This is a genomic window from Aeromonas sp. 5HA1 (assembly GCF_029237245.1).
GTDB classification, from domain to species: domain Bacteria; phylum Pseudomonadota; class Gammaproteobacteria; order Enterobacterales; family Aeromonadaceae; genus Aeromonas; species Aeromonas salmonicida.
In genome coordinates this window covers 38,989-64,630 of record NZ_JAACFW010000004.1, presented here as the reverse complement: position 1 = coordinate 64,630, position 25,642 = coordinate 38,989, and the positions used below count along the sequence as shown (strand labels likewise).

The following is a 25,642-nucleotide window of genomic DNA, read 5'->3' as shown; positions in this document are numbered from 1 at the left end:
CTCCTTAAGCTCTGATCCGGGGTTGCTGTTCCAGTGCATCGACCCGGGAGACGTCCACCAGCTTGACCAGCTGGCTCCATAAATGCTGGATGGGACGCACCGACTCGACAGTAACCGTGATCCGCAGCTGTTGGCAATCCTGCTCCGCCCCCATCTCCATGCTGAGGGCACAGAGATTGAAGCCGCGGTGGCGCACCACCCTCAATACCCGTTCCATCACTTCGGGTCTGGGCTGGGCGTGAATGTGCAAGGTGTGCTGTGCAAATGCTGGCTGCGCAAAGGTGTGCGGGTTCATGGGCGTTGCTCCATCATCTTGTGGTTGGCGACTCCCGGCGGAACCAGGGGCCAGACGTTTTCTTCCTCTGAAATGGCCACATGCAGCAGATAGGCGCCTTCGCTCCCCAGCAGGCGGTCGAGGGCTGCTGCGATTTGATCCTTGCATGTGATGGTCTCACCCGGGATGCCAAAGGCGGCGGCCAGAGCGACGAAATCGGGGTTGTCGGAGAGGATGGTCTCGCTGTAACGACCATCGAAGAACAGCTCCTGCCACTGGCGCACCATGCCGAGACGCTGGTTGTCGATCAGCACCATTTTCACCTTGAGCTGAGCGCGGCGTATGGTGCCCAGCTCCTGCACGTTCATCATGAAGGAGCCATCACCGCTCACCAGCACCACCTCGTCATCGGGGCGCGACATCTTGGCGCCGATGGCGGCGGGCAAGCCAAACCCCATGGTACCGAGACCGGCACTGGAAAGATGATTGCGCGGACTGGTGAAACGCATGTGCTGGGCCACCCACATCTGGTGCTGGCCCACGTCGCAGGCCACCACGCTGGTGTCCGGCAGGCGGGCCGAGAGTTGCTTGAGCAGGGCCGGGGCATAGATGGGCTGGCCGGGGTGGTCGTAGCGAAACGCATACTCGCGGGCCATGTTAGCGCAGTGCTCACGCCAGGGATCGATGGCCAGTGCCATGGCCAGGGCGGGCAACACCCGCTTGAGATCCGTGGTGATGCCCACTTCGGCGGCGCGGCGCTTGCCGAACTCGGCGGCATCCACATCCAGATGGATCACCTTGGCCTCGGGGGCAAACTCTTCCAGCTTGCCGGTCACCCTGTCATCGAACCGGGCACCCACTACCACCAGCAGATCGCACTGCTGCACCGCATAGTTGGCCGACTTGGTACCGTGCATGCCGAGCATGCCCAGATAGACAGGGCTGTCAGGATCCAGCGCGCCAATCCCCTTGAGGGTGGTGACCGCCGGCATGCCGGTGACGGTGGCAAACTCGCGCAGCTGGGTTTCGGCATTGGCCATGCCCACTCCGCCACCAACGTAGAGCACCGGGCGCTCGGCAGCCGCCAGCAGGGTGCGGGCCAGCGTCAGCTCGGCCGGATTGAGGGCCTCAGGCTCCTCCACCGCAAACAGCAGATTCTGCGCTGGCACGGCGGCCAGCTGCACATCCTTGGGAAAATCGATGAGCACAGGACCGGGACGACCTTCGGTGGCGATGGCGAAGGCCTCTTCCAGCACACGCCCCAGATCCGCCACATCGGTCACCATGAAGGAGTGCTTGGTGCAGGAGAGGGACATGCCGAGCACGTCGACCTCCTGAAACGCATCTGTACCTATTGCGGAACAGGGCACCTGACCGCTGATGGCCACAAGGGGCACCGAGTCGAGCAGTGCCTCCGCCAGCCCGGTCACCAGATTGGTGGCGCCCGGGCCCGAGGTGGCGATGCAGACCCCCACCTGGCCGGAGGCGCGGGCATAGCCCACCGCAGCCATGGCGGCCCCCTGCTCGTGGCGACAGAGCTGATGGGCAAGGCCCCCGTCATACAGGGCGTCGTAGACCGGCATGATGGCTCCGCCCGGGTAACCAAACACCTGGGTCACACCCTGTTTCTTGAGAGCCTGTACCAAAAACTGCGCGCCGTTCATGTGGAAAATCCTGTCCTGTAGTCGAAAAAAAACCCCCGAGCTGTGAGGCTCGGGGGTCGCTTGTTTCGTTCTGTCCGGTGGTGGGTTTATCCCTTGTTCCGTGCAGCTAAACGAGCCCCGAGCGGTGAGATAATAATCACCACTAGGACCACAATAATGCTGACGAAACGGGAGGCCATGTTCATAGTTACAACCGGAAATCCTGTGAAATTGAGGCGGTTTGCACCGCGAATGACTATTAGAACTAGCACGGTGATTTTTATTGGGCAAGCCTTTTTTACCTGACAAGACTCTGATTTTGACTAAGCAGCAGCCTGACGGCTGGAACAAAAAACTAATAAAAAACGGTTAACCAGCACATACATCAAACCAAGGACGGGATTTATGTCATTAGCTGTGGTTTATAGCCGTGCCAGCCTGGGGATAGCGGCGCCGCAAGTCACGGTGGAAGTTCACCTCTCCAACGGTCTGCCCGCCTTCAACATGGTGGGATTGCCGGAAACCTCGGTGAAGGAATCCCGGGATCGGGTGCGCAGTGCCCTGCTAAACGGCAATTTCGAGTTCCCGAGCAAACACATCACGGTCAATCTGGCCCCCGCCGACCTGCCCAAGGAGGGAGGCCGTTTCGATCTGGCTATCGCCATCGGCATTCTCGCCGCTTCCAAGCAGATACCGGCAAAATACCTGCTCGATCACGAATTTTTAGGGGAGTTGGCCCTGACCGGCGAGATCCGTCCCGTGCTCGGGGTGCTGCCCGCCGTGCTCGCCTGCCGCGATGCGGGGCGCACCCTGCTGGTACCGAGAGAAAATGGCCCCGAAGCCTCCCTCATTCAGGATGCCGAGGTGCGTACCGCCCACCAGCTGCTGGCCGTCACCGCCTGGCTGGCAGGCCAATATGAGCTGCCTCTGCCGGAGCCCCAGACCACGGACTCCCTGCCCGATGTGCCGGATCTGCAGGATGTGATCGGCCAGTCACAGGCCAAGCGGGCATTGGAGATCGCTGCCGCCGGCAGCCACAATCTGCTGTTCATCGGCCCGCCCGGTACCGGTAAGAGCATGCTGGCCAGCCGTTTGCCCGGCATCTTGCCACCCCTGAGCGAGCAGGAGGCTCAGCAGACCGCAGCCATCCACCCCATCGGCGGCCTGACCCCGCGCGCCGGTCACTGGCACCACAGGCCCTATCGCACGCCCCATCACAGTGCCTCCGCCGTGGCCCTGGTGGGCGGTGGCTGTCATTTTTTGAAATTAATGAGACTTTTTGGAAATAGATGAGACAAAAAGGGCCCCATGTTACACGCAGTGAGCCTAGCACTGCGTCACCAGCGTGAGGCTGGCTTTATTTAGGTAGTAGGCTGAGCGGAACCGAAACCAACTCTTGCCCTGCTATCGGAGAGCTCGGCACTGGAACCGGGCGACCATTCTCAATGTAGAACTCGAATGCGGTAACAAGAGCATCTAATGCCGCTGTCAGTGCCTCCTCACGGGAATCCCCGCAGGTTAAAGCTTCCGGTACATCTGGGAAACGAGCCATCCAAGTATCACCATCACGCTCGATGATTACGGGATAATGCACCACAGCGCCTTGATTGATTAACCCAAAATCAGGATCAGGGGTGTAACCTTGCTCAGAAAATATCAGCGCCCCTCTTCTCTGCTCTTTCAGGTTGGCGAGCGTTTGAAAAAAACAATCTTCGCAGAAATCCAGCTCGTAAGATTCGCCATCATGTTTTGAGGGATACCCCCACGCTGCTTTCAGGGTCGCAAACTCAGGGGGGTAGTCGTCTTTTATTGTGGTGCTTCCGCCGCAAATGTCACAAATAACATCAGTTACCCCATCAATCTCGATCCGGCCAATCAGTTTCATAACAGCCCCATTAAGTTATTACCTAATTTTTTTGAAAATTATCAGAATAAGTATAACTGCAATTGGAAACCCAATAGAGGCGACTTCAATCACGTTATCCGTGGCGTGATAAATGCTTTTAACAATGGCTTGATGATAGTCCTCCGTAACAACCTTTTCTGATAGCCTCATGCTTTCCTTTTCGTCTATGTGACCAAAAGAAAGGATTGCAAGACCAAGCCACGCATAATAAGAAAGGGCGACTAAACATATGCCCATCCATCGAATAATTGCCTTTGCCTTACTGGTTAACATCATAAGCCCCTTCTAGGAACCCGCCGACCGTCCCACCAGAATATGGCGACAACTTACCCACTGAAGAGGCAACTTCTGACATTGCTCGATATGCCTTTACTCTGTTTGATGATTCATCCATTGGAGCGATCCCGTCAGTATTGGGGTACTGTTTCTTAAATTCGCTCGTCATATCAACAACAAGCATCGAAGGATCTCGGCTCTTGCCCTCCAGGTATCGTTGAAGCGACAAGGGCACCGCAAAAGTCCCTCATGCCTTCCGTTTGCTTTGCCGGAGACCCGCCAGCCCATAACCGCTCGAAATATTTTTTCGTTATTGATATATCGGCATCATCAATCAGGAAAACTTTAGCTCCCATCTCATAGAGCTGTTTTCTATAGTAATCCCTAGCATCGCCATAGGATAAAGCATTCAAGATCCCATCCCCTACCGCCTCCAGTGGCTCACCGACTCGCCCAAATCGGCCATAAGTGAACACAAAAGTGCTGTTATCCTGATGCACTGAAACGAAGGCATGCCCAGTCCCTTTGATCTCAGTCCAGATAAAAACGCCATTCGCTAGCGGGTTTGCCGGTGCTTCACATTGGCTCTCATCATCGACCCAGTAGCCTGTGTTTTTCTCGATAAGCGTGACGATCCCCCGCTCATCACGAAGGGCAGGCTCAGCGGATGTAAGCTCTGCATCCCTCCAGTGTCCCCGCGCCTTCATTAACTGCTTAAAACGCACTGGATCCATGCACCCCCCAAGCTATTGGCTAACTCAACAATGCCATTGTGCCACAAGGTGCGAGTGAGCCCAAAACAGCAATGAAACGGGACGACACTGGTTGTCGAAAGAAACGGTGCTGGTTATCATTCGAGCCCTCGTGTAAAAATGCGGGTTTTAGCAAGGAGGGTACCATGAAAACCATTTTAGCCAAGACGTTCGGGGGGCTGGATAAAGCCTATTACTTTCGCCAACTATTCTTCGGGGCACTGCTGCCTGTTTTTATCATTTTCATATCAAGCCAAAGCTCAACGGCAAAGCCAATGCCAGTATCGGCTATGTTCTATTTCGGCCTAAATACGCTACTTTATCCTTACTCTAAATTTGTGTGGAATAGCGTTAAAGATTTTCTAATGGGAAATACCGTTATCACACTAGCCCTCCCTTTGTTTTTTTTGGTCAAGCTGTTCACTATCGTGATTTGTTGGGGGATGGCGATCTTCATTGCCCCGATTGGGTTAACTTGGCTGTGGTGGCATCACAGTAAAGCCGAAACATCGAGTGAAAGATAGATCACAACCCTGGCTTAGCCGGTAACTGGCTGGCGGAGGATGTAAAAAGGGCTGAAATTCAGCCCTTTTTACTTAGTATGAATTATTTGTTCAATTGTCCCCGTGTACAATAAAGCCCTGTTTGGTGATGAATAGCGATGGAATTCACAGTTATTTAAGCACGGTGCGAACAAGTCCATTATGTGAGATCATGACCCAAGTTGGTATCAGGGGATGAGGTTCAGTGTGAGTCACCAGCCCACCTTCGTGGATAGCGAGTTCAATGGTAAACAGACTGTGAGCGAATCACTTCCTAAAGGACTCTCATTTCAGGCATCAACAGGCCAGTGGAAGGCACAGCACAAAGGCCAGAAGATCACATTCAACACTGCCCGTTACGGAGATATGGCCAAGGAACTAGCCAACCGGGCGCTGGAACGGATGCAGACAGGGACTTTTGATCCGGTAGCCGATGACCTCCTATTCAAGCAGTCCTGGAAAATGGATGACGCCGCAAGGCAGCTTGGTTTGTCTCTGACGCAGCTCCGGCAGTGGATGTTGACTGGCGCGGTTAACGGCAAGGAGATCCGCCCCCTAAGCGGGATGTTCGAGGGGTAGATCGGATAACCGGGCATGAACTGATGATGGCGCAAGAGCGCCTTGCTACTTGAACGATAGGAACAATTCTAGTGCAGGAGCATCTACTGGGGCGGGGTCAGTCCAGAAGCCGCACACAGCAGGTGACAGGAACAGTGGCAACTCAAGGATCTCTGAGTTCAGTCTAGGTATGGCAAACATGCTAACTAGATCATTTTTTACGAGTACAAAACTTTGCCTGTCAAACCGGAGATGGCATCATTTCGGTTCTTAAATCGAGCATAACCAAGAGGAAAAGACATCAGCCTAAACCATACCATTTGGCTACCACTCACGACCTACCTTACGCGAGTACGGCTTTCGCTGCTGGGGGACTCCGTTACATCACAAACATTAGACAGACCGGAGCCAAGTCACATCGAATCACATTCCGACACTGACGTCGGCGCCCCTTACGGTGGCGCGAAAGTATTGGTTTGTATGAGAGTGCTCGCACATTACCGTTGATGTCGACTATCTTGATTCTCATATGAGCCAATCGAGTAGGTTTACATGAATAGCAAATGGAGATGGCCAGCCTTGAAAGTCGCCAGATGAGGTCTGCAACATGGTGAGTTTTTCGATCTTTACGATGTGTCCTATCAGTTTGGGATACTGCTCTACGAAGCGAGTAAAGTTATGCACTACTTGAGGTCATTACGAGGTCATTACGCTATGTAGAAAAGCTGGCGGAAACGAGACATTGCAAGCCAGAACCTACGCGAATGGCTGTTCGCAGGATCTTTCTCAAGGTGCTAGCCATTCATCCAGATCCAGAAAAAACTGAGCCTCTGGTTCAGGAGAAAACCAGCCTTACTCAACCCTAAGCCTTCATCAATGAAGCACTGAAATCCCTCATGTTGGCACCTCAAGGCGAAGGAAGATATTCTCGATTAAGACACCGAAGAATGATGCCCTCAATAGAACTGGCGCCGACGTCAGTGTCGAAATGCAGTTTGTTCATGCTGTGTCTGGTGACAGTGAATCCCATACTTCGCACCTTCGCTATGTCGTCAAGAACCGCCGAAAGTAGCTTTGGATCCTCCTCTTCAATTGCTTCATTGAGGTAAGTGGTCATCTCGGCCTAACTAACTAAAAACTCAATAGCGTCGTATCGACTGAACTCTTCATCACCTTCCATACCCCGCGCCTCCATTAGATTGCAATTCGACATGTCCTGCTAATTTGTGGATCTTCTATCAGACATATATTTGACGCTCTTTTACATCGAGTATAGATGTGGCCTTTCAACTGATGGAAGCATTGCACCTCAAGAAAACATGTAACATTTGGCACCTATCTTGATGCACTATGGGATGCAGATCGCCGTTTTTCCTGAAGATATCTATACAGTTGTAACCTCTTGGGAGGATATTCATGGATGAAACCATTGCTACTCGGCTGCTACGAGTTTTATCAAAATGCGCCAACTTACTGGCTTCGGATAGATCCTTGGCATTACCTGCATTGCGAGAAGCAATTTCTCTCTACTGGAGACTAAGCCCATCATGCAAGCCATTGACCTTGCTGGAAATGGAGCAGCAAATCCATGTACCTCTTGAGGACTGGCTGGATGAAGCTGTTAGAGGCCCCTACACAGGCCCACTGAGTATTGGTGGCTATCCCTCACCATCCTGTATGGAAATGGCTCTCGAATTAGAACCAGCTGTTGGAGTTGAGCGAGTACAAGGAATCATAAGACAAGTCAGAGACTCGTGCAGACTGCGAAATGGAGGTGAATTTTTATACCGAACATTTAGATCATATATAATCCAACATCCCATCATTGGACAAAACTCAGATGTTCATGAGGTTTTCGTGCCACTAGGTATTGGACTGGCTGACCTTTACACGGAAACTCCTGAACACCTAAAACGTGACAAGCTTACTTACCCATGTCCTGTGTGTGGTTGGCCGATGGCAATAAACTCATCCCCTGTCACATGTGGGTCTCAATGGTGTGTGGCTACAGGAGGGGTGTATGAATGGACTTCACATGGTTTAGTTCATACTAATTCTGGCGCTGAAATATCTGGCTATGATTCCAATAAAACTTGGATGCTGCTCCCTCCTATTTGGCAATATACCCTTATACCTGGACTACTAGAATTATCTATTGCACGACGCATCGGAGAGATAGGGCTAGAGGCTTTATTGTGGCCTGACGTAGATACATCTGATGTTCGTACATTGATTAACGACAGGGTGATAAATATTGATGCCAAGGTTTGGCGCTCAGCCCCAAGACTCGCTACACACCTACAGTCAATGGCACCTAGCCAAGATAACTGGATCGTCATTCCTGACTATATGGAACGTGACCTATCCTATCTACGTGAGATGAGTCCATTACCAGTTTTCACCGAAAGTGGATGTCTAAGGGAGATAGTTAAGTTATGCAAAGCCTAATGGAAAACTCTGCGGCCTTATGCCTTGCATTAACTTCTCGTTATATTTCATGTGAACCATCCTTCGCAGATGCTATTGCTCTTGCTGCAGGAAGAATTCATCTTTGGTCTGGTTGGAAAGAGCTCCCAATAGAAGATAAACTCGTAATAGCCAAGTTTATTAGATTCCGTCCAGCAGAGCTGGCTCAGCCAAAAACATTACTAGAAGAAATATCATCCTTACTTAAGGAAAAATTGCCATTATTTGAATTGACCGATACTAATATAGACAGTTCAAAAAAGATCTCAGAAAAGCAATGCTATCGTTTAGTAAAGCCACTTGAGCCTCAGAGAGTTGTCGCTGAGTTACTTAATGTAATATCTAACTGGCGTAGCGACCGGAGAACAATAGACTTGCCTGACTCTGGCGACATAATCATAAAGCAGTTTTTAAGCGACGGCATCAGGTTGTTTTCCATTCCAGATGAATTTCGTCCCCACTTGGCAAAAACGGGACAATCCATACCTTTAAATGCGAGTAAAGGCACAAGCGAAATACAATGGAGATTTGACGAACTGTCAGTTTTAGCAGAAGAACTAGATAAGTCAGACAACCTCCATAACAGCCATAAATCATCACTTAATAAATTATTAAAGGAAGAGGCTGATATTATTACCAACTCTGGTAAATTTTATCGGGTAAATGCACCTACAGGAGCAGGTAAGAGTGTAGTGATGCTTATGATGGCTTTAGATGCTGCCCGTCGTGGATATAAGATCACGATTGCGGTACCTAGCTTGGTTGATGTCAGAAATATGGTTACAGCACTAACCAAATCTGCACAAGTACTGAAAGAGAGCCTTAAAATCGCTCCACTTCACTCACAGTCCAGGATAGCCGATATGGCTGAGCCCTATTTTATTGATAAAAATAGTGGCCATCCATATGACTACAGTTGCCTATTAGATGCATTCTCTAGCGATGAGAGCCTCAGTCTTCCAGGCAAGGAACCGTGTTTCAATCTGCATATGTCCGTTAGTAAAAATCGTTCTGGTAAAGATAAAGATTACAGAATTCACCATTGCCCATTTTTGTTTAAGTGCGGCAAAACATCTATGCTTTCACAGGCTCTTGAAGCAGATATTGTCGTAGTCAATCATCACTCTCTCTTATCTGGCTCCACAAGAATTCCGATTTCAGAAAAATTTAATGATGCAGGAGTCAGGAGCACCATCGACCTATTATTAAATCGCTCTCAAGTATTTCTTGCAGATGAGATTGATGGCCTGCTTCAGACAGCTATTAGCTGTAGTGTTTTTGAGCTAGAGCTTGGAAATCAATATACTGCCAACCTACTAAGTAAACTAAGACGACATGTCGAATTTCCCAACACACCAATTTATGGACTAAAACGTAGCAGTCATATAAGGGTCAGCTGGGCGCTAGCCTATTGTACTTTAATGGTTAACGAGTTACTAAATCTTCATCACTCTGGTTATTTCACATGGCCTAAGAAAGAAACTACTTGGCCAACTGCTGATGATGGGCTCTTGATAGAAAATCTAAAGATATCTCTGGAGTCACTTGATGACCTATTTACTCAGAATAAATTGGTATCTGACGAACTAAGGCCATTACAAAGCAATCTGTCTTATTGGGCAAGAAGTGACGGAAATCTTGCTCCTGAATCTATGGCCATGGAGCTTCAATTGATACTTGATGAGCTTGCTAACCTAGGAAAAATTGCAAAAGGTAGTAAGCCCAAAGAACGACAAAAGATGAAAGCATCGTTGATATTACGAGGGCGACTCTCTTTCCTTGAGCAACAGCTAAGAAACCTACAGCGCGACCTTCCAGTGCTAGTAAGGGCGAATGTCGACTATGCATTAGGTGTACAACAGGCATTGAAGGGGCCAGAACCAGTAACCCCAACTCCAAATGGCCCTTTGCATCGAACTGTTTATGGTTTTAAGCGCAAAGAGTTGAGCCATGATGAATCAACTCTCGATGTTGTCGCTATGCGAGGAGATCCACACCGGACGTTACTTGCATTGCCGGAACTCACCGCTTTATCTTTTGCCGGAGTTGAACGATTGTTTATCGGCTTTTCCGCAACTGCATTTTTCCCTGGTGCAAGCAGCTTTGATCTCCCCGCAATCAATTTGATTGATGTGCCTGACATGCCAGGGCATATGAGATTTGAAAACGTGAACGTCACGACAGCGGTATCAGGAGCGTCTCTGTATGAACGTGGAGAGCGGATCCGAGCTTTGTCAAAAGAACTTTGGCCATGGTTGAAGTCACGTTTAGCAAAGCTGCAGTCAGATGCACGGACAGCTAACCGAGCGAGATTGCTGCTAGTAACAAGCAGCGATACAGATGCCGAAGAACTGGCATCGGCACTATATGGACTTATGGATGGCCCAGGGAAACAAGTACTACTGGTGCGAGGTTCCGACACTGACGTCGGCGCCCATCGGTTACCGGATGGTCAGATAATTTCATATGCAGACCTCGCCTCATTTACTCAGGGACCTCATGCGACAAAAAGTATATTGGTCAGCTCTATATTCCCAATGGCGAGAGGACACAATATTGTTAACTCAAATAGTGAATCGGCAATTGGTGGCATTGTAGTATGCGTTCGTCCATTACCCTCATCTGATCGACCAGGAAACAATCTTGCACATATCTGTTACGAAACGGGGAATACTGTATCAGCTTCCTCCGAACCAGGAGAGGGTGTGATTGCAGAACGGAGACTTGCTAATGGTATTCTCTTCAGTATTCGTAGCTCTTCACCTGCATTTAGCCAGCAACCGTCAAACATTCGACATTATACAGTAATGAATATCCTTGTTACGTTAACCCAACTTATGGGAAGAGCTAGAAGAGGGGGGACAGAGGTAACATGTTACTTCGCTGATGCGGCTTTCTTCGATGGTAAGATTACTTGGGCCAAACTACTCAACGAGTCTGTAAAACGACTAAAGGATAGCGGGGAATGGACACAGTTTTCCCGTCATCATGCAGCACTTGCCACTGCAATTAAAAAATACATCGCAAATTCGATTTAGGAGGCTAGATGAAAGTCGGTCAACTACGTACAAATTTATTCCATTTTAACCCTACGCTGTTGCCGGATGCATTCCAATTTCAAGCATCTGAACGTTACCGAACAGCTTGGCGATTACTGAACGATATCTGGAATCGTAATAATCGCTATAATATGCCGACAAATCTACTGTCAGAAATGTTGTCCATACTATCAAAGGGGCCGGTATGGGTTAACACTAATCCTGATCGAAACAAGTCCTTACCTGCAATTGTTACGCTGAAGCCTATCAGCATTGAACTCGTGAACCGTGCACTGCATATTTGGGTACTAGATGTATTACACCGCTCTAGCTCTTCTGAACCTAGCGTGCCAGACAATTTACATGTATTTCCTTCAACCCTATTACGGGCAGAGGATATCATCGCTAAAAATGGCGGATCTTCCACACTAGCGTACACAATCGTTCCATGGTTGGTGTCATCCGCAATGACTCCCACCCCCATGTCATCAACGGTACCTCTATCATTACATCTAACATCTGATGGAGATCTCCTGGCTTGGGATAACCCAATCGTTTCAGAGAGCGGCCAAAGACGAGCTATGGCTCTACATGGTATAAGACCACAATTGGTTCTGCTCCGGAATACAGAATTACCATTCATCGCTATTCGTGTGCATTTAAGCCATATTCTAACGGAGTGGCGGCACAAAACTCGTCATGTATTATTACAAACAAATGACACTATCGCAAAATTAGCTATCTTTACCAAACGAAATGTAGATGGCTCTTACGAAACAGATTACTCGAATGCAACAAGTCGCTTGCTGAGTCATATGGGAATTGATCCTTTCCCCTATCTTGGCACTAGCGAACTTTCTCCTAGAGGGAATATTCGACCTATACACGCACACATACCGTCATCACCTTTAATTGCTTCTGGAACAGGGCCATTGTTCTTAGATCAGGCATGCTGGCATCTAATGGAAAGCTTGCCGGGAACAGCACCGGTACTTGCAAACAAAGCTATTAGTATGCTCAGAAAATCTGTGAACACGGGCGCCGACGTCAGTGTCGGAACACAGTCGGTTCTAGTTGTATCAGCACACTCCAGGACTAGTGTTAGATTAGAAAATGCATATAAAATACTGGCTGATGAAAAGCATTTATTCAAAGGAAATCAGCTCCCTATTGTAGAGTTACGACATATATCTCCTTCTAATGCCGAGCAAGCATTATGTGAACCAGGAATCGGGACGATGAGTCTAGAAGAATGGTTTCAACATGAGGTTAAACCTCATATTCATGATTCAGAGGGTACAGCAATAATCGAAACTTCGTTATCTGTCGCACAAGCAAAAGCTGAGCATGACCCCAAGTTTCGGTTACGTGAACTATTTGCAAAGCAGGGAGTGACAACGCAGTTCATCTTTGATGCTGAACCGAGTGATCCAGATTATGCCGCTTCTGCATGCTTAATCGAGGCAATTCGTCAGTCTGGTGTTTTACCTGGAGCCTTACCCCGAGTTAAATCAATGCCAGAAAATACAACTATTGTTTCTATTTATGTCGATCGAATAAAAACTAAGGGTCCCGCCCTGTTTTTACCTGTAATTACTCGAATTGGTCTCTATGGTGGTAACACAGAGATATTCTGGTTTGATCACGATTCAAAAACTACAAGATGGTTTGACTATCGTACAGGCATAGCTCGTATCCATGCAACGGAACATCTTTTTACAAGGGATGATGTTCAGAATTTAGTAATGCAGGCCTTCTTGGCTCCAACACCAATTGCAGACATGCCTTTACTTGTTTACCTACATAGTGGTTTGCGAGCAGTTTATGACGGATTAAAAGATAGTGGGGGAAATAATTTACCTGAAATTGCAAATAATAGCGCATGGTTAGTTCGAATCCGCGCTGATGATGATACTGCTCAGATGAGCGGCGATAATATAAAGCATCCATTAGAGGCAGCCTTTATCGGTACAAAAATCGGTCTCTATCGAGTGGAAGACCGCTCTGACTTGTATTACTTTGTATCACCATCAAACCAATATGGCCGCGTTATTTCACAGCGTAAAAGCACTCGCTTTGATATCTTGGATAGATCCCTACGTGACCCTTGGCAGCAACTAGGGGTAACAGAGATCGCGGTGATCAGCTCGGCAAGCTTTGCTAGTGAACTAGATATTGCACACCAAACAGCACTATTATGCCGAAATGCACCTCTTTGGGAGGGAAATTTGCGGTTACCTAGTCCAATGCATATGGCAAAGCAGGTTGCAGAGGACCATCCTCTTATAGAAATCAATCGTAGGGTTCATGGGATATAGCAAGCTTACGATACTGACGTCGGCGCCCATATTGATGCCTTCAAGCTCTGGAGAGCAAACCCTATAGGCCTTGGAGGCTATATAGGCGACACGATAGAAACCTATCCAATAAAGTACAAGAGAAGAGGGCTAATCCTGACAGAAAAGCCCTCTTTTTATTGCGACCAGGGAACGTCCCGGAACATCTGATGGCATTTTTCATGTATCACTAACCCGCAACTCCTTCCACGTCCTTAGCACACATACCTGATCCTCTTCCTTAAGTTCACATAGCAAATCCAGCACGACAGTCATCCCCAACGGCTTGTTTGTGCCACGCAAATATTCCACATAGGTTCGCTTGCTAATCCCCAGCCGCTCAGCCATCTCTTGCTGAGTAATTCTTCGCCTCGATTGGGCCTCAATCAAATGATGCATCTGCTTAAGAATGTGGCGATTTGGCATACGAGTTCTCAATTGAATGGCAACTGATAGTACATATGAATGTACTTAATTGGCAATATAATGTAATAATGCTTGACTTGGAATAATTTAATGAATATTTTGTTGTTGTGTTTTGCGTTGGGTGTAGACTGTACATATTGCGTCCATAAAGAGATCCAATATGACCCTTACCAACAAAGACGATGCCCGACGAGATTTAGAGCCCTTTTTCCCATTGCTGACCACAGCAATGAACGAAGCCTGGATGAGGTGGTTCAACAACCCGGTTGCTCCCCAAATGCAGCACAAGCGCGTCAGGGCCGCTGTGGTGTGGAACGAATTCCTTGCGTATATGAAGAGGGAACTTGCAACAGGGCGTTATCCTGGGGTGACGATATCGAGCGTTGGCCAGAACATCGGCTTACTGGTGAATGGGCGCTATTACATACGATTCAAGAAAGGGACGAGACACTTCAAATCGTCTAACTTTCCGACCCAAGGTGCATTGGATTTTCACGATCCTAACGTGGACATGTTTGGCGGCGTTTCTCGATTGGAGGCGCTATATGTATTGGATAAGCACGAGATTTCTATTGATAGTTTTGTGCTGACACAGAGAAATAACAATGCTGTGAGCTGGGTTCTAGACCTACAGCAGCAAGTCACCGCATCGGTTCAGGAGCTCCCACGAATGGAACCTTCAGCCCCGATGGTGCAAGAAGGTGTCGCACGGCGTGTGATCAAGTCCCGCAAACAGGGCAAAGAGAAGAAATATGCAAACGATAACAGAACTGGAGTATCAAAACGCAATACGACCAGAAATGATTGAGCTCAGGCGCCGTATGCTCGGTCTGAGTCAGACCGAGCTGGCCGCTAGAGTGGGGATAGTACAGGGGACGTTATCCAAAATTGAGCAGGGCTTGAAGCCGGTTACAATAGAGCAGACCCTCCTCTTTGCCGAAGCTCTGTCTTGCCATCCCTCATTCTTCTCTTTACCAGAACGACTCTATGGTGGCCCCATCAGTGCCAATCCAATGTATCGGAAGAAAGCATCCGTTGGGCTCAAGGTATTAGACCGCCTATTGGCTGAAATGAATGTCCGCATTGGCCATATACGGAAATTGATGCAGTTCGTCGACTATAGACCTGAGCTCCCCCTGCCATTTTATGATCTTGATGATTATGAGGGTGATCCAACCAAGATCGCCGAAAATGTGCGACGAGCATGGTACATGCCAAATGGTCCAGTCAGAAACTTAGTCGAATGGTTGGAGCGAGCTGGGATCATCATTGTTGAATGTGATATGGATGATGCTGGTCTATCAGGTGTCAGCTACCATATCCATGGTCTACCTCCCCTTATCTTTATCAACAAAAACCAGCCAATGGATCGCTACCGTTTCACCCTTGCCCATGAGCTTGGGCATCTTGTCATGCACAAGATCCCAAATCCAAACATGGAGGAAGAAGCCAACATGTTCGCGGCTGAATTGCTGATGCCAGGTCGGGAAATCGCACCTTATCTGCAAGACTTAACGATTGAAAAAGCTGCCTACATGAAGCCTTTTTGGCGAGTCTCAATGGCTGCTTTGATTTATCGGGCCAAAGTGCTGAATCAGATAAGCTCTGGTCAATATGAGTACATTTGGCGACAGATGTCAGCTCGGAGATACCGAATCAATGAGCCAGTACAGCTAGAGCAGCTGGGAGAGTCCCCCTCTCTTATGCCCGAATTATTCAAGCAGATGAAAGAGGACATGGACTATTCCCCTGATGAAATCACTCAAGTGCTTGGCCTACACTACTCGGAGCTAAATCAGCTTTATGGCTTTGAACAAGAAAGAAAACTTCGCTTGGTAAGATAGTTGCTGGCAGCTGATGCCAGGCGAAGATAGCTCACCAAACCGACCTGATCTTCACTTATTTTTAGCAGAAATGGGGACTGCAAGGTCGATAGCCCCCTTGGTACTCACGCTTAGTTCGCCATGAGGGTGGTGAGCCAGCTCAGCGTCTGCCCGGCCAGCACTCCGCCGCTGGCCCCCTCCAGAATCGCCCTTACACTGCTGGCTACCATCCGGACCACCTGCCATTTCGGCTTGGGGGAGACGGCTTGTGCTTGTAGGGTTGCCAGATCAGCTCGCAATTCTTCGAGCTCACCGTCCTGCAGTCTTCCCTCGGTAATCACACGCTCCAACCAGGGCAACAACGCGGCCAGTGCCTGCGTCTTATCTTCCTGGGTCACCGTCTGCTGTTGCTGGGCCCCCGATGAGCCGGCTAGGATCTGGCTATTGGTGATGTCCCCGGTGATATGAATGTGGGTCGTGGCTGGCCGCTGTGCCTGTTGCTGCTCCTGAGGGGTGAAGCTCATACCCTCACCTTGGATCCCCACCTCGGCCAGATCGAGTGCCCATATCAGTACCTTGTCCCTAACCGCTTCAATGAGGCCACGCACCTGGTTCGCTCCCAGAGACACCTCTGGCACCATCTCAAGCCGCATTTCCCGCATTATCATCATTGTCTGATCAGGACTAAATAAATAGCGCACCACATTTCCCGACACCGCCAACTCTTCCAATGCACTGATAGGTTGGCAAAAACGAGATTCCGACAACATTTCGGTAAGCTCAGCATCATCGATGTGGAGCGGGATCAAGCCACGTACTGGGTTCATGACTTTCAACTCACCGCGCAACAGGCGATATGGCGGAACTTCGGAGCCATCGGGATAGCCCTGCAACTCGTGGCTGATCCAGGTAGCCCACTCAGGCAACTTCAGGAGACGGGCAGCAACCAAGGCACGACGCAGAAGATCAGGGGCCTTGACGGAAGGATCGCTAGCCATGGCGATCAACTCAGGAATAAGGGCAGGCATCTGGAGGCACTCCTAGAACAAAATAGGGGTTCTAGTGTACCCGGTTTTGGTGCTGGTAGTTGAAGAGCGCCATGGGAGCAAAACCGGAGGACTAGGGAAGATAATATCTGCCCAACTAACCCCTCACTACAAAATATCTATACATAAAGTAATCTAATTTAGTTACTGTGTGTGTATGAAATCTTCCGAACTCCTCAAGCAACTTAGACACTTTGACCGGAAGCACGACTACTGGCTCTACACGCTGACCGAGCTCGCCCTACTCTTCCCGGATGAAAAGCCCCAGCAGCTCAAAAATTCTCTCGTACGCCAGTGTAAAGCGGGAAACTTGCTCAAAGTCGGCGGAGGGTTATACGCCTGGTCGGACGCCCGCTCCCTCCCCATGTACCGGTTAGAACATCTCATCAAACGGCTGCGTCCTCGCGAACTATCATATATCAGTCTCGAGTCAGCTCTTAGCATGCACGGCTGGATCTCTCAGATCCCATTGGCAGTATTAACCGTGATGACGACGGGACGTTCATACCTACAGCAGACGGCCTATGGTCTAATTGAATGGACCCATACCGAACAATCCGCTACAACAATTTTGAACAGCACGGTATGGGACCCTATGAGGGGATGCTTAATCGCAAGACCTGTGCAGGCATATCGAGACATCAGGCGGGTTGGACGTAACCTTGATCTTGTTACCCCACACCAAGAAGAAAATGGAGTGAGCGATAAGATATGAAGGGGTGGCATATAGCGGCTCTCATGGCCGTACTTTTCATCTTAAAAGCGCTGTTTGTAGGATCAACTGAGCTGTTGTTTGACTTACTCGGGTTCCACAACGTGATCCTCTTCAAAGACCAGTTCTGGTGGGGGGCTGCATCTTGGGCGGCAGCGCTCGCTGTTCTGCTGCGCTGGACGCGGCCATAATCTTCAAAAACGCATGGATAGCATGAAAACTCCATTCACGATTGAAAAACTATCAGCACAAGAGGGAGCTTGGAGAATCGATTGGTTTGGCGATGTGGCCTATCCAGACCTCAACAGGCGGCAATCTCAGCCATCCATTGCGGTGCAGCTGTCTCGGCACCCACGCCCCCACCCCATGAGAGAAACAGATAAGAAAGAGATATGGTTGCCAATTGGACTTCTGCCATTCTTAAAAGTCGGCGACATCTGGCAACACGGTCAGGCAACCGGTGAAAATACCGCTCCGACAAAAGAAGCGTTTCTTAAACTGAACATCAGCGCTGAAACCACTAGCTTTTATAAAGCTGGCGGAAAACCAAATTCCGAAAAATATGGGATGTTGCGTTCATTAACATACTGGCTACCTATTCATTTGCATCCATGGCATAGCGCACATACACACTCGAACTGCATCGTTATCACAGACCGATCTCAACTACAAATAATCATCCCTTGTATGGAGCTCATACGTTTTTACTTCGGATCTTCGAGCTCGCTTTTATCTATCCTTTTCAAACCAACACTTACCCGAACTGAACTAGCTAAACAGTACATAAAACGCTCTGATGAATCTGTTTTTCTCCGTCTTGCCGATGGAATCTCTGGTGCATCCGCCGCTGACATTGCACGAATACTCTACTCCCCTGCGGCGTGGAGTGCGGCTTCTTTGATCGGCAAAAGTGCTCTTTCTTGCTCCAGCCTTGGTCTCCCAATCTACGCCAAATGCCGGTTTCCTTTTGACGGAACAACAGATCTGCACGTTTCAGGACAATGGCTCAGGCATGATGGATCGCAAGTTGGAACATTTATTGTCTATGAGATCCTTTCCTGTTCTCATGAATTTCCGTTTAAATCCATCCGATATGTCGCTACAGGGAATAAAGCCAAATTCAAGCCGTCAGGCTCGGCCAATCGGCCTGAACCACAAAAAGGTGAAAGAAAAAACGATGATGCCATCTTATTAACTGAATCAGATCCAGACGAGAAAAGACAAACTAGGCATGTGCAGTTCATCTCAGCTAGTTCCAGATTCCCAGACCTCGAAACTAAAACCATTTTTAGAAACCCAAGTTTTTCGATCCCCAAAGATCAATCTTACTCCGTGGCACCTCCTGGTGCATTCAGTGTTGGAGCTACAGGTCAAGGTAAGGGCATTACCCCCGTAGAAATCGAAAGTGGAGTAACCTCTCAACACTTTGACATTCAAGAGTTACCTGAATTCTTCCAGGCTGGGCTATCAACATTGCAGAATGCGCTTTGCTTCACACTCATAACTCCTTACAGCCTAGCTCTATATGCGTTCCCGGTCCCTGTCATCCATGACCCACAGATGGATCCCTACGCTACTTGCTTTACTCAAGATGGAAGCGACAAACCAAGACGTCGAATGATGGGGTGTGTACAAGTTGAGTACACCGACCGGGTTGAAGGGACTCTCATCCTTGAGCCTATCTGTGGCGATATACCTGAGGTCGTTTCGTTTGAGCTCTCTGAGGAGTTTTTTGATCTGAATTTGGTGAAAAAGCAGCTCCGTGTTTATTGGGGAGAACAGACTGAACTTACAACTTAATTGAACACTTTGGGATCCAATAGGCCAGCCCTTCATGATGGAAAGTCAGCCCGTCACCATCGTCTTCGAGACCCGCTTTCGCAATCTGCTGCCTGATACTGACATTCGACAGCCCATGAAAGTATGCCAGAGCAGTGATAGCCCAGATATTTTGAAATGCCTTATCAGACCTAGGCATCTGAACCATTTCTGCAAGCCGCTTCTCCAGCTCAGTTTTAACCTGATTTTTATGCTTCTTTTGATGGATCTGCCTCATATCCAGCGCGGCATGCTGATCCCGGTTCAGGTACGTAATAAAGCCATGCACTGCAGCCTTTTGCCCTGGGTATTGGGAGATATATGCACACAAGTCCTTTTGGTCAGGGATAGAGCGCCCCGCTTTGAGACTTTGTCCCAGTAATTTCTTGGCCGGAGTCAACGCTAGCCGCACAGATCTCAGCGATAGTCCCCCTTGCTGATGCTTGGTACGCAGATATTGGTAGTAGCCCACCAACAATCGGTTGGCCAGTGGATCTGAAACGCCGAGAAGAAGTCGCTCAATCCCCCTTACCTCTGAGTCTTCAAGCCTAGAATTGCCATCCTCAACCCATCCATGGCTATCAATCAGCCAACGAACAGCTAAACGATGACGTCTCAGCATGTCAGCACCAAATTGCTTCACCAATTGCTGATAACTCATTGATTCATTTATATAGAGCTGCTCTATAGATTCGAAAAATGCCAAATATCGAGCAAGCAACCTCGATGATCGGTGGGCACCACAATGCCCAAGAAGCCAGCGCGAAAACGCTTGATACAACTCCTGCACTGGAGGATGCAGCACGCCCTGATTGAAATGAAGTCGCTGCTCAAAAACCTGCTGCCAGTAGCAATTTGTGCATGTATCCCCCAGACCTGCAGGCATGGGGCACCCGCATTTTGAACAGGGTATAGCTCCTAACGCCAAACACCTCGAGCACAGCTTTTGTCCATTAGGTGCATCCTGCAATCGCCGAGATCGGCCACAAGCCTGGCAGCAAGCATGGTCAGCTCTAGCGCATCGAGGACAGACGGGTTCATCAAAACCAAGGCGTTGTACCCGAGAAAGGTGGCGTGAAACTGGGCCACACCGGCTACACACCAGCTCTTCAGAAAAGTACCTGGCGCATGCCATACATACAGGTCCATATTCACTCATTAGCCCGAGTCGATACATCTCCTTGTCGCAGCGAACACAGGGTTTACGCTTTTCGCAGCTCGAACAGATTGCGTTTGGATGCCTCTCTGGCAACCGAGCCATCCCACCGCATTGAGGGCATGGTTTGCGCTTAAACTCACGTGCATAGCACGTTCCACAGTAGGACTCTTTCTTGTAGATCCGGTGCGCTCGCTCAATCAGTCGACCGCAGCCGAAACACTCTCGGGTAGAGATATCGTTCATCGCATCAGGCCATGGCGGCGTAACAACCTGGCCCATTCACGGCGAACAACCTCTTTGGCCTTCGGCCTCTGGATCTGAATGGGATTAGTTCTGATGCGTTGAATACTGTTTGCCGGTAGCTCATCTATCCAGTCCATCACCGCCTCTGATGGCCAAGTCAATTCATTCATCAACGTATTGCGTGAGACTCCGTATTCCTTGAGTAAATGGAGCAGTAGGTCGCGCTCAAGGGATAGCATCTGAGCCACCGCAGCCAGGAGGGGTTTTCTTTGCTCGATAGGTAACAGCTCTATTGGTAACTGTGTTGGCGGTAACGGGAGTGAGTGCAAATCAATTCCAGTGGCCTGGATAAAATCCCCTAGATGCGAAGGTGCTTTTTGTTCTCTGGATGCCGCGCGTCGGATGAGATTGAGTAAGAGTTTGGCCAATACAAACCAGTCTAGGGATGATATCTGCCTGTCTCCCCAGTCTGCAGCACCTGTGTCAAAGACATGGGACGCCAGTTTCTGGAAATCAGTCTGACTTGCCTCAACATGAGCAGAGACCGCTGATCTGAGGTCATAGCCACAGTGGAAGCAAATCCCTATGTGAGGTGTCTGTGCTGAGATGCGGTGATACTGAACCGGCATATGGCAAGAAGGGCAGCTCTCAATCAGATCATGATGATGTAGAGGGCAGTAGGTATGCCATGCCAAGCGCCATTGCCACCGAAAATAGGGGTCATCGATTCGCAAGCAATCTGGACAATAGGACACGCCCATCTTGTGCTGACGATTACGACTCCCCATTGCGATCACCCAGGGCAAACTAGAAGGCTTTTTCCCGATTAAAAGGATTTTCCCATCCAGATGATGAAACAGGGTCATGTTACGCAGCTCATCAATGCTCAAGCCTGATGAGCTGTACAGGCTCTGTAATCTTGTTTCATCAAGAGTACGATCAATATCGATGGTCCAGGCTCTCCATGTAGGCCAGACCGCAGATGTGAGAGACATGGGATCACACCCGTGAGCCAAGGATGCTCTGACGAGCCAAGAGGACAGCAGCTCGTCCTTGAGAGGGGGTATCTGTACAGGCCAGACAAGGCTCACCTCATGGTTTCTCTCAGTCCGTTGGTGGGACGAAGCCACATGTGCTGTTCAATCAGGTCACGGTTGACTTGCTCCGAACCATCCTTGATCGCTGCGATGGCGCATGTGGAAAGTAATCGCTGCAGGTTGCCCAGATTACCTCCTGAGATAACATGGAGAAGCTGGATACACTCTGCTGTGCGCAATGAAGATGGCCGCTTTAGCGGCAAGATACGCTCGAAACTCAGCACCAATTTTGCGAACTCGTTGTCCAGCTTCCAGGCTGGCAGGGTTTTGACATCAAAGCGACTGGCATGTTGGGGATCGGTGTGCAGAACACGAACAGCCTCTGTCGTCCCCACCCCCACAATAGGGATCATGAGTTCATTACACAGCAGTTTAATGGCATTCATGAGCTCCCGCTGTTTGATTGCAGAGCCGGCCAGCAGCGAGTGAAACTCGTCGATAATCAGCATCTTCACCTTACATACCCGACAGAGGTGAATGACCTGATAGCGAAGTTTTACTGTTGGATCAGAGGTTCGGTAGGGCGTGAAAAATCGCTCCAGTATCGATACATACAACCCTTTCTCATCAGCCGTTGGCGGTGATTCCGCTAAGATGATGGGCTTGAATCCTTCCGGGTGCTCATCCTCGGTAGCCTTGTAATACTGCTCATGGAAATGCCGCACAATGGTAGTCTTGCCGTTGTTGGGTTCACCAACCAGTAGCAAATTCAACATCCTGGGTTTCTTGGGCTGTTCAACGAGCTCATTGAGAGCTGCCAGTATCTGGTTGGCCGCGGTGTAACCAATCCACCTCGGCTGGTTTATGAAGGCCATTCGCTCTTGGTCCGACAGATTCATCACATGTCGAAAGTCGGGATGAAGGTGCGCGAGATCAATCATGCTATATCTCCATCGTCGTAGGGCTCTATCCCGCTGAAATCTAGCGCTGATGGCTCAGGTATCGGAGATATCGGTGTGCCGGGGACTGGCAAGGGGGTTGCTGGGCTAATACCTTTCTCATGTTCACGTCTGCGTTGTGACTGTCGACGTGCTTTTTTGGTCGAGCTTTTGGACTCTTCGACGATCTCACGCAGTTGAGTGATGGTATTGAGGATCTGGGGTTCAGTCGGGGACACGTATCCCTGCTCTTTCAATCGCTTCCTAGCCTGCTGATACTCCCACATGCTCATTGATGGTAGAGACTGGTCTGCCAACGGGATCTTGAAATATTGCTCTAGCTCTGGGTCAAAGAACCAGATGTAGGAAATATCTCTTGGATCCCGGCGAAAAATGAACTGTCTTTTTGTCCCGGTATCCGGATCTGTGGCGTTGAGCCAGAAGCGCAGCGTGTCCGCAAAGTAGGTGAGCCCCTCAATGGTGACACCGAATGCCTGCACGGTTCGTCTGAATGACGGCAGGAAGTCGAGTAGGATCGTCATCCTGTCTGCTGGTCTTGGTGGATAGCCAATCCCGTCAACTTCACTATTTCCATTGATGCCAATATCCCACTTAGCCAGAGGACTCATGCCAATGCCATTGTGGTAGCGTCGGTGATAGATATTGCAGATAAACGTCACCAGCCACTTCTCGAGCTCGTCCTTGGTCATGACGGCCCGCTTGTCGGAGTCGTAATCCTTACGTTCTCGGATATTCGAAAATGTGGTTCCTGGCAAGTCATGCAGCTCTTTGACCAGAGTGCCGAGGATCCGCTCTATGTGTCCGCCATACCGAGGCTGTTTGACCGGTCTGAAGCTTAGATTAATGCCGTACATCTGGCAGGATTTGCTGAAGTTGATAGAGCGAAAGTCAGCGCCATTATCAACATGGATCGTTTTAGGGATGCCCCATACAGGCCAGCTACTTTCCACTCGGTGCAAGGTCATCCACTCCTCCTTGGGAAGGATGGAATGAGCAACACACATGGCAACAGACGTTTCGGAAGGCGGGTCGAAAGAGAGGTAATACCCGGTCACCATCCGGCTATAGACATCCATTGCCAACGTAATCCACGGGCGACCGATGGGTTTACGATGGATATCATCGACCAGGATGATGTCGGCTGGTGTGTGGTCAATCTGGATGACAGAGAGAGGGTAGTCTGCGCCAGGGAAACTACCGGGAGCAGCAGTAAATTTGTTCTTCGCCTTCTCCCTAAAGCCTCGCCTCCTCAGCTGCTCTCGCTCTGATATCTGCTCTACTCTTGCCCTGATAGCCGAAGCCCCAGGAGGTGGAATGTTTTGCTTCTCGCATTGGAGAAAAACTTCATTAACAACCTTTTGAATAGAAGAGCGTTGAACGGTCAAGTAAATGGATTCAATGGTCTCGTTGATGAGCTGTTCTTGCTGTGGGGTCAATCGGGTTCGGCCACCTCTCCAACCACGGCTCATCGGTATGAGCGCCGACAGTGTCTCTACTGCCTGATATCTGGATAGCCAGCGATACAAGGTCGAAGGGCTGACACCGACCTCGAGAGCACGGTTATTAACCTCTTCTCGTCCAATACTGGGAGCTTGGTCGAGCAGGGGTTTTATGGCTTCGAATCGTTCATTCGCAGTGCGCCAATCCTTATCCTCGATACCGTCGAGGTCAATGCGGGTATCCAGTTTGGCGACCTGCGGATTTGGTGGGGATGATAGTTCATTAATCGGGAGTAGTTTTTTGCGGCCTGTGGTTACGTCACTACCAAGCAGACTGTTGAAGTCGATTTGCTGCACGATTCGGTATGTCAGCCCTTCATGCTGAACAAACTGACCAACGTCCAGAGCCAGCCGCTGGCGGATGGGGACGATGCCACCTTGCGCCCTTGTTGGCTTGCTATTATCCATTTTGAAGTGTCCAAAGTACGGTCGCGCCATCAAGCTGCTGTGTGATGTCACAGTCGATTTTACGGGTTGCTAGGAGATACCAAATAGCAACAGCCCAGGGGCGTTCATCTCCTGCTATTACCCCACAGTGAGCGAACAGAGCATCACGACTCAACGGCCCTATTTGATACAGAGCATGCAGTAACGTATCTGTGTGTCCTGGTGCTTGCGCGAAACGTTGGTAACGGTCAAGGAACTTGATGTTTTCCAGCGCACGGTCGCGGATCCGCGACTCGTCATAGATCTTGAATGACCATCCTTGATTGCGGGCAAAACGTCTTGCAGCCTTCCACTTGGGTGACCATGCCCGCCAGTTTTCCACCCATAGATCCCGGGGTTTTACTTCTACCAGGACATGTTGTGTGGCTTCACCATTGAGGTACCGTAAGGACATCAGAAAATCAGGGGTATAGGTGTAGGCCCTACCGTTGTCACCGATGAATGGGATCTCAACAGGCTGAGGAGTGATAGAGACAATATTGGGGAAAAATTCGTGGCGAATGAGGAAGTCGCGCTCCAGCGTGGATTCATACTGGATCGCCTCTTTTCCACGGAACTGATAGCTACCAGAGACACTTCGGCGGGTAGGACCTATCTTACGAACTTGACGCACCTGAACCTTGTCGCAGCTATTTCCACTCAAAGTAGACCTCGTCTCATCTATTGACAAAAAATCGTCTCA

General features: G+C 49.5%; 19 protein-coding genes and 1 pseudogene. 9 read left to right on the top strand and 11 right to left on the bottom strand.

All coding sequences use genetic code 11. The features are described 5' to 3' along the window. Window positions 1-4: 4 nt before the first annotated feature. Complete coding sequence (ilvM, locus tag GWQ27_RS05105; RefSeq protein ID WP_005318216.1) at window positions 5-295, bottom strand: acetolactate synthase 2 small subunit; 291 nt, start codon at window positions 293-295, stop codon at window positions 5-7. Next, window positions 292-1,938 (bottom strand): acetolactate synthase 2 catalytic subunit, encoded by a 1,647-nt coding sequence (ilvG, locus tag GWQ27_RS05100; protein WP_265461695.1) that lies wholly within the window; start codon window positions 1,936-1,938, stop codon window positions 292-294. The genes ilvM and ilvG overlap by 4 nt, the downstream gene beginning before the upstream one ends. Before the next feature lie 384 nt (window positions 1,939-2,322). Between ilvG and GWQ27_RS05095 the strand changes: the two are divergent. Continuing rightward, window positions 2,323-3,168: pseudogene (locus GWQ27_RS05095) on the top strand (YifB family Mg chelatase-like AAA ATPase); the annotation flags it as partial. Window positions 3,169-3,274: 106 nt separating this feature from the next. Here the strand turns inward: GWQ27_RS05095 and GWQ27_RS05090 are convergent. From GWQ27_RS05090 to GWQ27_RS05080, 3 genes are all read right to left on the bottom strand, one after another. Beyond that, window positions 3,275-3,802, bottom strand: coding sequence for a type II toxin-antitoxin system HicB family antitoxin (locus tag GWQ27_RS05090; RefSeq protein ID WP_275906830.1), 528 nt, complete (start codon window positions 3,800-3,802; stop codon window positions 3,275-3,277). Window positions 3,803-3,820: 18 nt separating this feature from the next. Further along, on the bottom strand, window positions 3,821-4,096 hold the full coding sequence (locus tag GWQ27_RS05085) for a hypothetical protein (protein WP_102989885.1): 276 nt from the start codon (window positions 4,094-4,096) through the stop codon (window positions 3,821-3,823). Between the two features lie 173 nt (window positions 4,097-4,269). Then, window positions 4,270-4,833, bottom strand: a complete 564-nt coding sequence (locus GWQ27_RS05080) for a hypothetical protein (protein WP_275906829.1) — start codon at window positions 4,831-4,833, stop codon at window positions 4,270-4,272. A 164-nt stretch (window positions 4,834-4,997) separates the two neighbouring features. Here GWQ27_RS05080 and GWQ27_RS05075 point away from each other — a divergent pair, with 164 nt between their 5' ends. The 7 genes from GWQ27_RS05075 to GWQ27_RS05045 all read left to right on the top strand — a co-directional run bounded on the left by GWQ27_RS05075 (window position 4,998) and on the right by GWQ27_RS05045 (window position 16,061). Beyond that, window positions 4,998-5,375 (top strand): hypothetical protein, encoded by a 378-nt coding sequence (locus GWQ27_RS05075; protein WP_275906828.1) that lies wholly within the window; start codon window positions 4,998-5,000, stop codon window positions 5,373-5,375. Window positions 5,376-5,600: 225 nt separating this feature from the next. Next, window positions 5,601-5,972: a hypothetical protein gene (locus GWQ27_RS05070; protein WP_275906827.1), complete on the top strand. Its 372-nt coding sequence runs from the start codon at window positions 5,601-5,603 to the stop codon at window positions 5,970-5,972. A 1,395-nt stretch (window positions 5,973-7,367) separates the two neighbouring features. Then, complete coding sequence (locus GWQ27_RS05065; protein WP_275906826.1) at window positions 7,368-8,399, top strand: hypothetical protein; 1,032 nt, start codon at window positions 7,368-7,370, stop codon at window positions 8,397-8,399. Continuing rightward, window positions 8,387-11,455 carry a hypothetical protein gene (locus tag GWQ27_RS05060; protein WP_275906825.1) on the top strand — a complete coding sequence of 1,023 codons (3,069 nt, stop codon included), beginning with the start codon at window positions 8,387-8,389 and terminating at the stop codon, window positions 11,453-11,455. The genes GWQ27_RS05065 and GWQ27_RS05060 overlap by 13 nt, the downstream gene beginning before the upstream one ends. 8 nt (window positions 11,456-11,463) lie before the next feature. Then, the gene (locus GWQ27_RS05055; protein WP_275906824.1) at window positions 11,464-13,773 is read left to right on the top strand and encodes an RNaseH domain-containing protein; all 2,310 of its coding nucleotides are present in this window, start codon (window positions 11,464-11,466) and stop codon (window positions 13,771-13,773) included. Between the two features lie 604 nt (window positions 13,774-14,377). Continuing rightward, window positions 14,378-15,025: a hypothetical protein gene (locus GWQ27_RS05050; protein WP_275906823.1), complete on the top strand. Its 648-nt coding sequence runs from the start codon at window positions 14,378-14,380 to the stop codon at window positions 15,023-15,025. After that, on the top strand, window positions 14,970-16,061 hold the full coding sequence (locus GWQ27_RS05045; protein WP_275906822.1) for an XRE family transcriptional regulator: 1,092 nt from the start codon (window positions 14,970-14,972) through the stop codon (window positions 16,059-16,061). Before GWQ27_RS05050 ends, GWQ27_RS05045 begins: the two co-directional genes overlap by 56 nt. Before the next feature lie 110 nt (window positions 16,062-16,171). Here GWQ27_RS05045 and GWQ27_RS05040 read toward each other — a convergent pair whose 3' ends face one another. Further along, on the bottom strand, window positions 16,172-17,068 hold the full coding sequence (locus tag GWQ27_RS05040) for a hypothetical protein (RefSeq protein ID WP_275906821.1): 897 nt from the start codon (window positions 17,066-17,068) through the stop codon (window positions 16,172-16,174). Window positions 17,069-18,011: 943 nt separating this feature from the next. Here GWQ27_RS05040 and GWQ27_RS05035 point away from each other — a divergent pair. After that, entirely contained in the window at window positions 18,012-19,598 is a 1,587-nt protein-coding gene (locus GWQ27_RS05035) for a hypothetical protein (protein ID WP_275906820.1), read from the top strand. On the opposite strand, the gene GWQ27_RS05030 is transcribed toward GWQ27_RS05035, so the two are convergent. The 5 genes from GWQ27_RS05030 to GWQ27_RS05010 form a co-directional block, all read right to left on the bottom strand. Continuing rightward, window positions 19,588-20,502, bottom strand: coding sequence for a hypothetical protein (locus tag GWQ27_RS05030; RefSeq protein WP_275906819.1), 915 nt, complete (start codon window positions 20,500-20,502; stop codon window positions 19,588-19,590). The genes GWQ27_RS05035 and GWQ27_RS05030 overlap by 11 nt on opposite strands. Window positions 20,503-21,014: 512 nt before the next feature. Beyond that, complete coding sequence (locus GWQ27_RS05025; protein ID WP_275906818.1) at window positions 21,015-22,109, bottom strand: TniQ family protein; 1,095 nt, start codon at window positions 22,107-22,109, stop codon at window positions 21,015-21,017. Beyond that, complete coding sequence (locus GWQ27_RS05020) at window positions 22,106-22,996, bottom strand: TniB family NTP-binding protein (protein WP_275906817.1); 891 nt, start codon at window positions 22,994-22,996, stop codon at window positions 22,106-22,108. The genes GWQ27_RS05025 and GWQ27_RS05020 overlap by 4 nt, the downstream gene beginning before the upstream one ends. Further along, window positions 22,993-24,921, bottom strand: coding sequence for a Mu transposase C-terminal domain-containing protein (locus GWQ27_RS05015; protein ID WP_275906816.1), 1,929 nt, complete (start codon window positions 24,919-24,921; stop codon window positions 22,993-22,995). Before GWQ27_RS05015 ends, GWQ27_RS05020 begins: the two co-directional genes overlap by 4 nt. Continuing rightward, complete coding sequence (locus GWQ27_RS05010; protein WP_275906815.1) at window positions 24,914-25,603, bottom strand: TnsA endonuclease N-terminal domain-containing protein; 690 nt, start codon at window positions 25,601-25,603, stop codon at window positions 24,914-24,916. The genes GWQ27_RS05015 and GWQ27_RS05010 overlap by 8 nt, the downstream gene beginning before the upstream one ends. Between the last annotated feature and the right edge of the window lie 39 nt (window positions 25,604-25,642).

Coding starts and splice junctions, on each gene's coding strand:
- ilvM (WP_005318216.1), bottom strand. CDS start 295: ATGAACCCGCACACCTTTGCGCAGCCAGCATTTGCACAGCACACCTTG.
- ilvG (WP_265461695.1), bottom strand. CDS start 1,938: ATGAACGGCGCGCAGTTTTTGGTACAGGCTCTCAAGAAACAGGGTGTG.
- GWQ27_RS05090 (WP_275906830.1), bottom strand. CDS start 3,802: ATGAAACTGATTGGCCGGATCGAGATTGATGGGGTAACTGATGTTATT.
- GWQ27_RS05085 (WP_102989885.1), bottom strand. CDS start 4,096: ATGTTAACCAGTAAGGCAAAGGCAATTATTCGATGGATGGGCATATGT.
- GWQ27_RS05080 (WP_275906829.1), bottom strand. CDS start 4,833: ATGGATCCAGTGCGTTTTAAGCAGTTAATGAAGGCGCGGGGACACTGG.
- GWQ27_RS05075 (WP_275906828.1), top strand. CDS start 4,998: ATGAAAACCATTTTAGCCAAGACGTTCGGGGGGCTGGATAAAGCCTAT.
- GWQ27_RS05065 (WP_275906826.1), top strand. CDS start 7,368: ATGGATGAAACCATTGCTACTCGGCTGCTACGAGTTTTATCAAAATGC.
- GWQ27_RS05060 (WP_275906825.1), top strand. CDS start 8,387: ATGCAAAGCCTAATGGAAAACTCTGCGGCCTTATGCCTTGCATTAACT.
- GWQ27_RS05055 (WP_275906824.1), top strand. CDS start 11,464: ATGAAAGTCGGTCAACTACGTACAAATTTATTCCATTTTAACCCTACG.
- GWQ27_RS05050 (WP_275906823.1), top strand. CDS start 14,378: ATGACCCTTACCAACAAAGACGATGCCCGACGAGATTTAGAGCCCTTT.
- GWQ27_RS05045 (WP_275906822.1), top strand. CDS start 14,970: ATGCAAACGATAACAGAACTGGAGTATCAAAACGCAATACGACCAGAA.
- GWQ27_RS05040 (WP_275906821.1), bottom strand. CDS start 17,068: ATGCCTGCCCTTATTCCTGAGTTGATCGCCATGGCTAGCGATCCTTCC.
- GWQ27_RS05035 (WP_275906820.1), top strand. CDS start 18,012: ATGAAAACTCCATTCACGATTGAAAAACTATCAGCACAAGAGGGAGCT.
- GWQ27_RS05030 (WP_275906819.1), bottom strand. CDS start 20,502: ATGCCTGCAGGTCTGGGGGATACATGCACAAATTGCTACTGGCAGCAG.
- GWQ27_RS05020 (WP_275906817.1), bottom strand. CDS start 22,996: ATGATTGATCTCGCGCACCTTCATCCCGACTTTCGACATGTGATGAAT.
- GWQ27_RS05015 (WP_275906816.1), bottom strand. CDS start 24,921: ATGGATAATAGCAAGCCAACAAGGGCGCAAGGTGGCATCGTCCCCATC.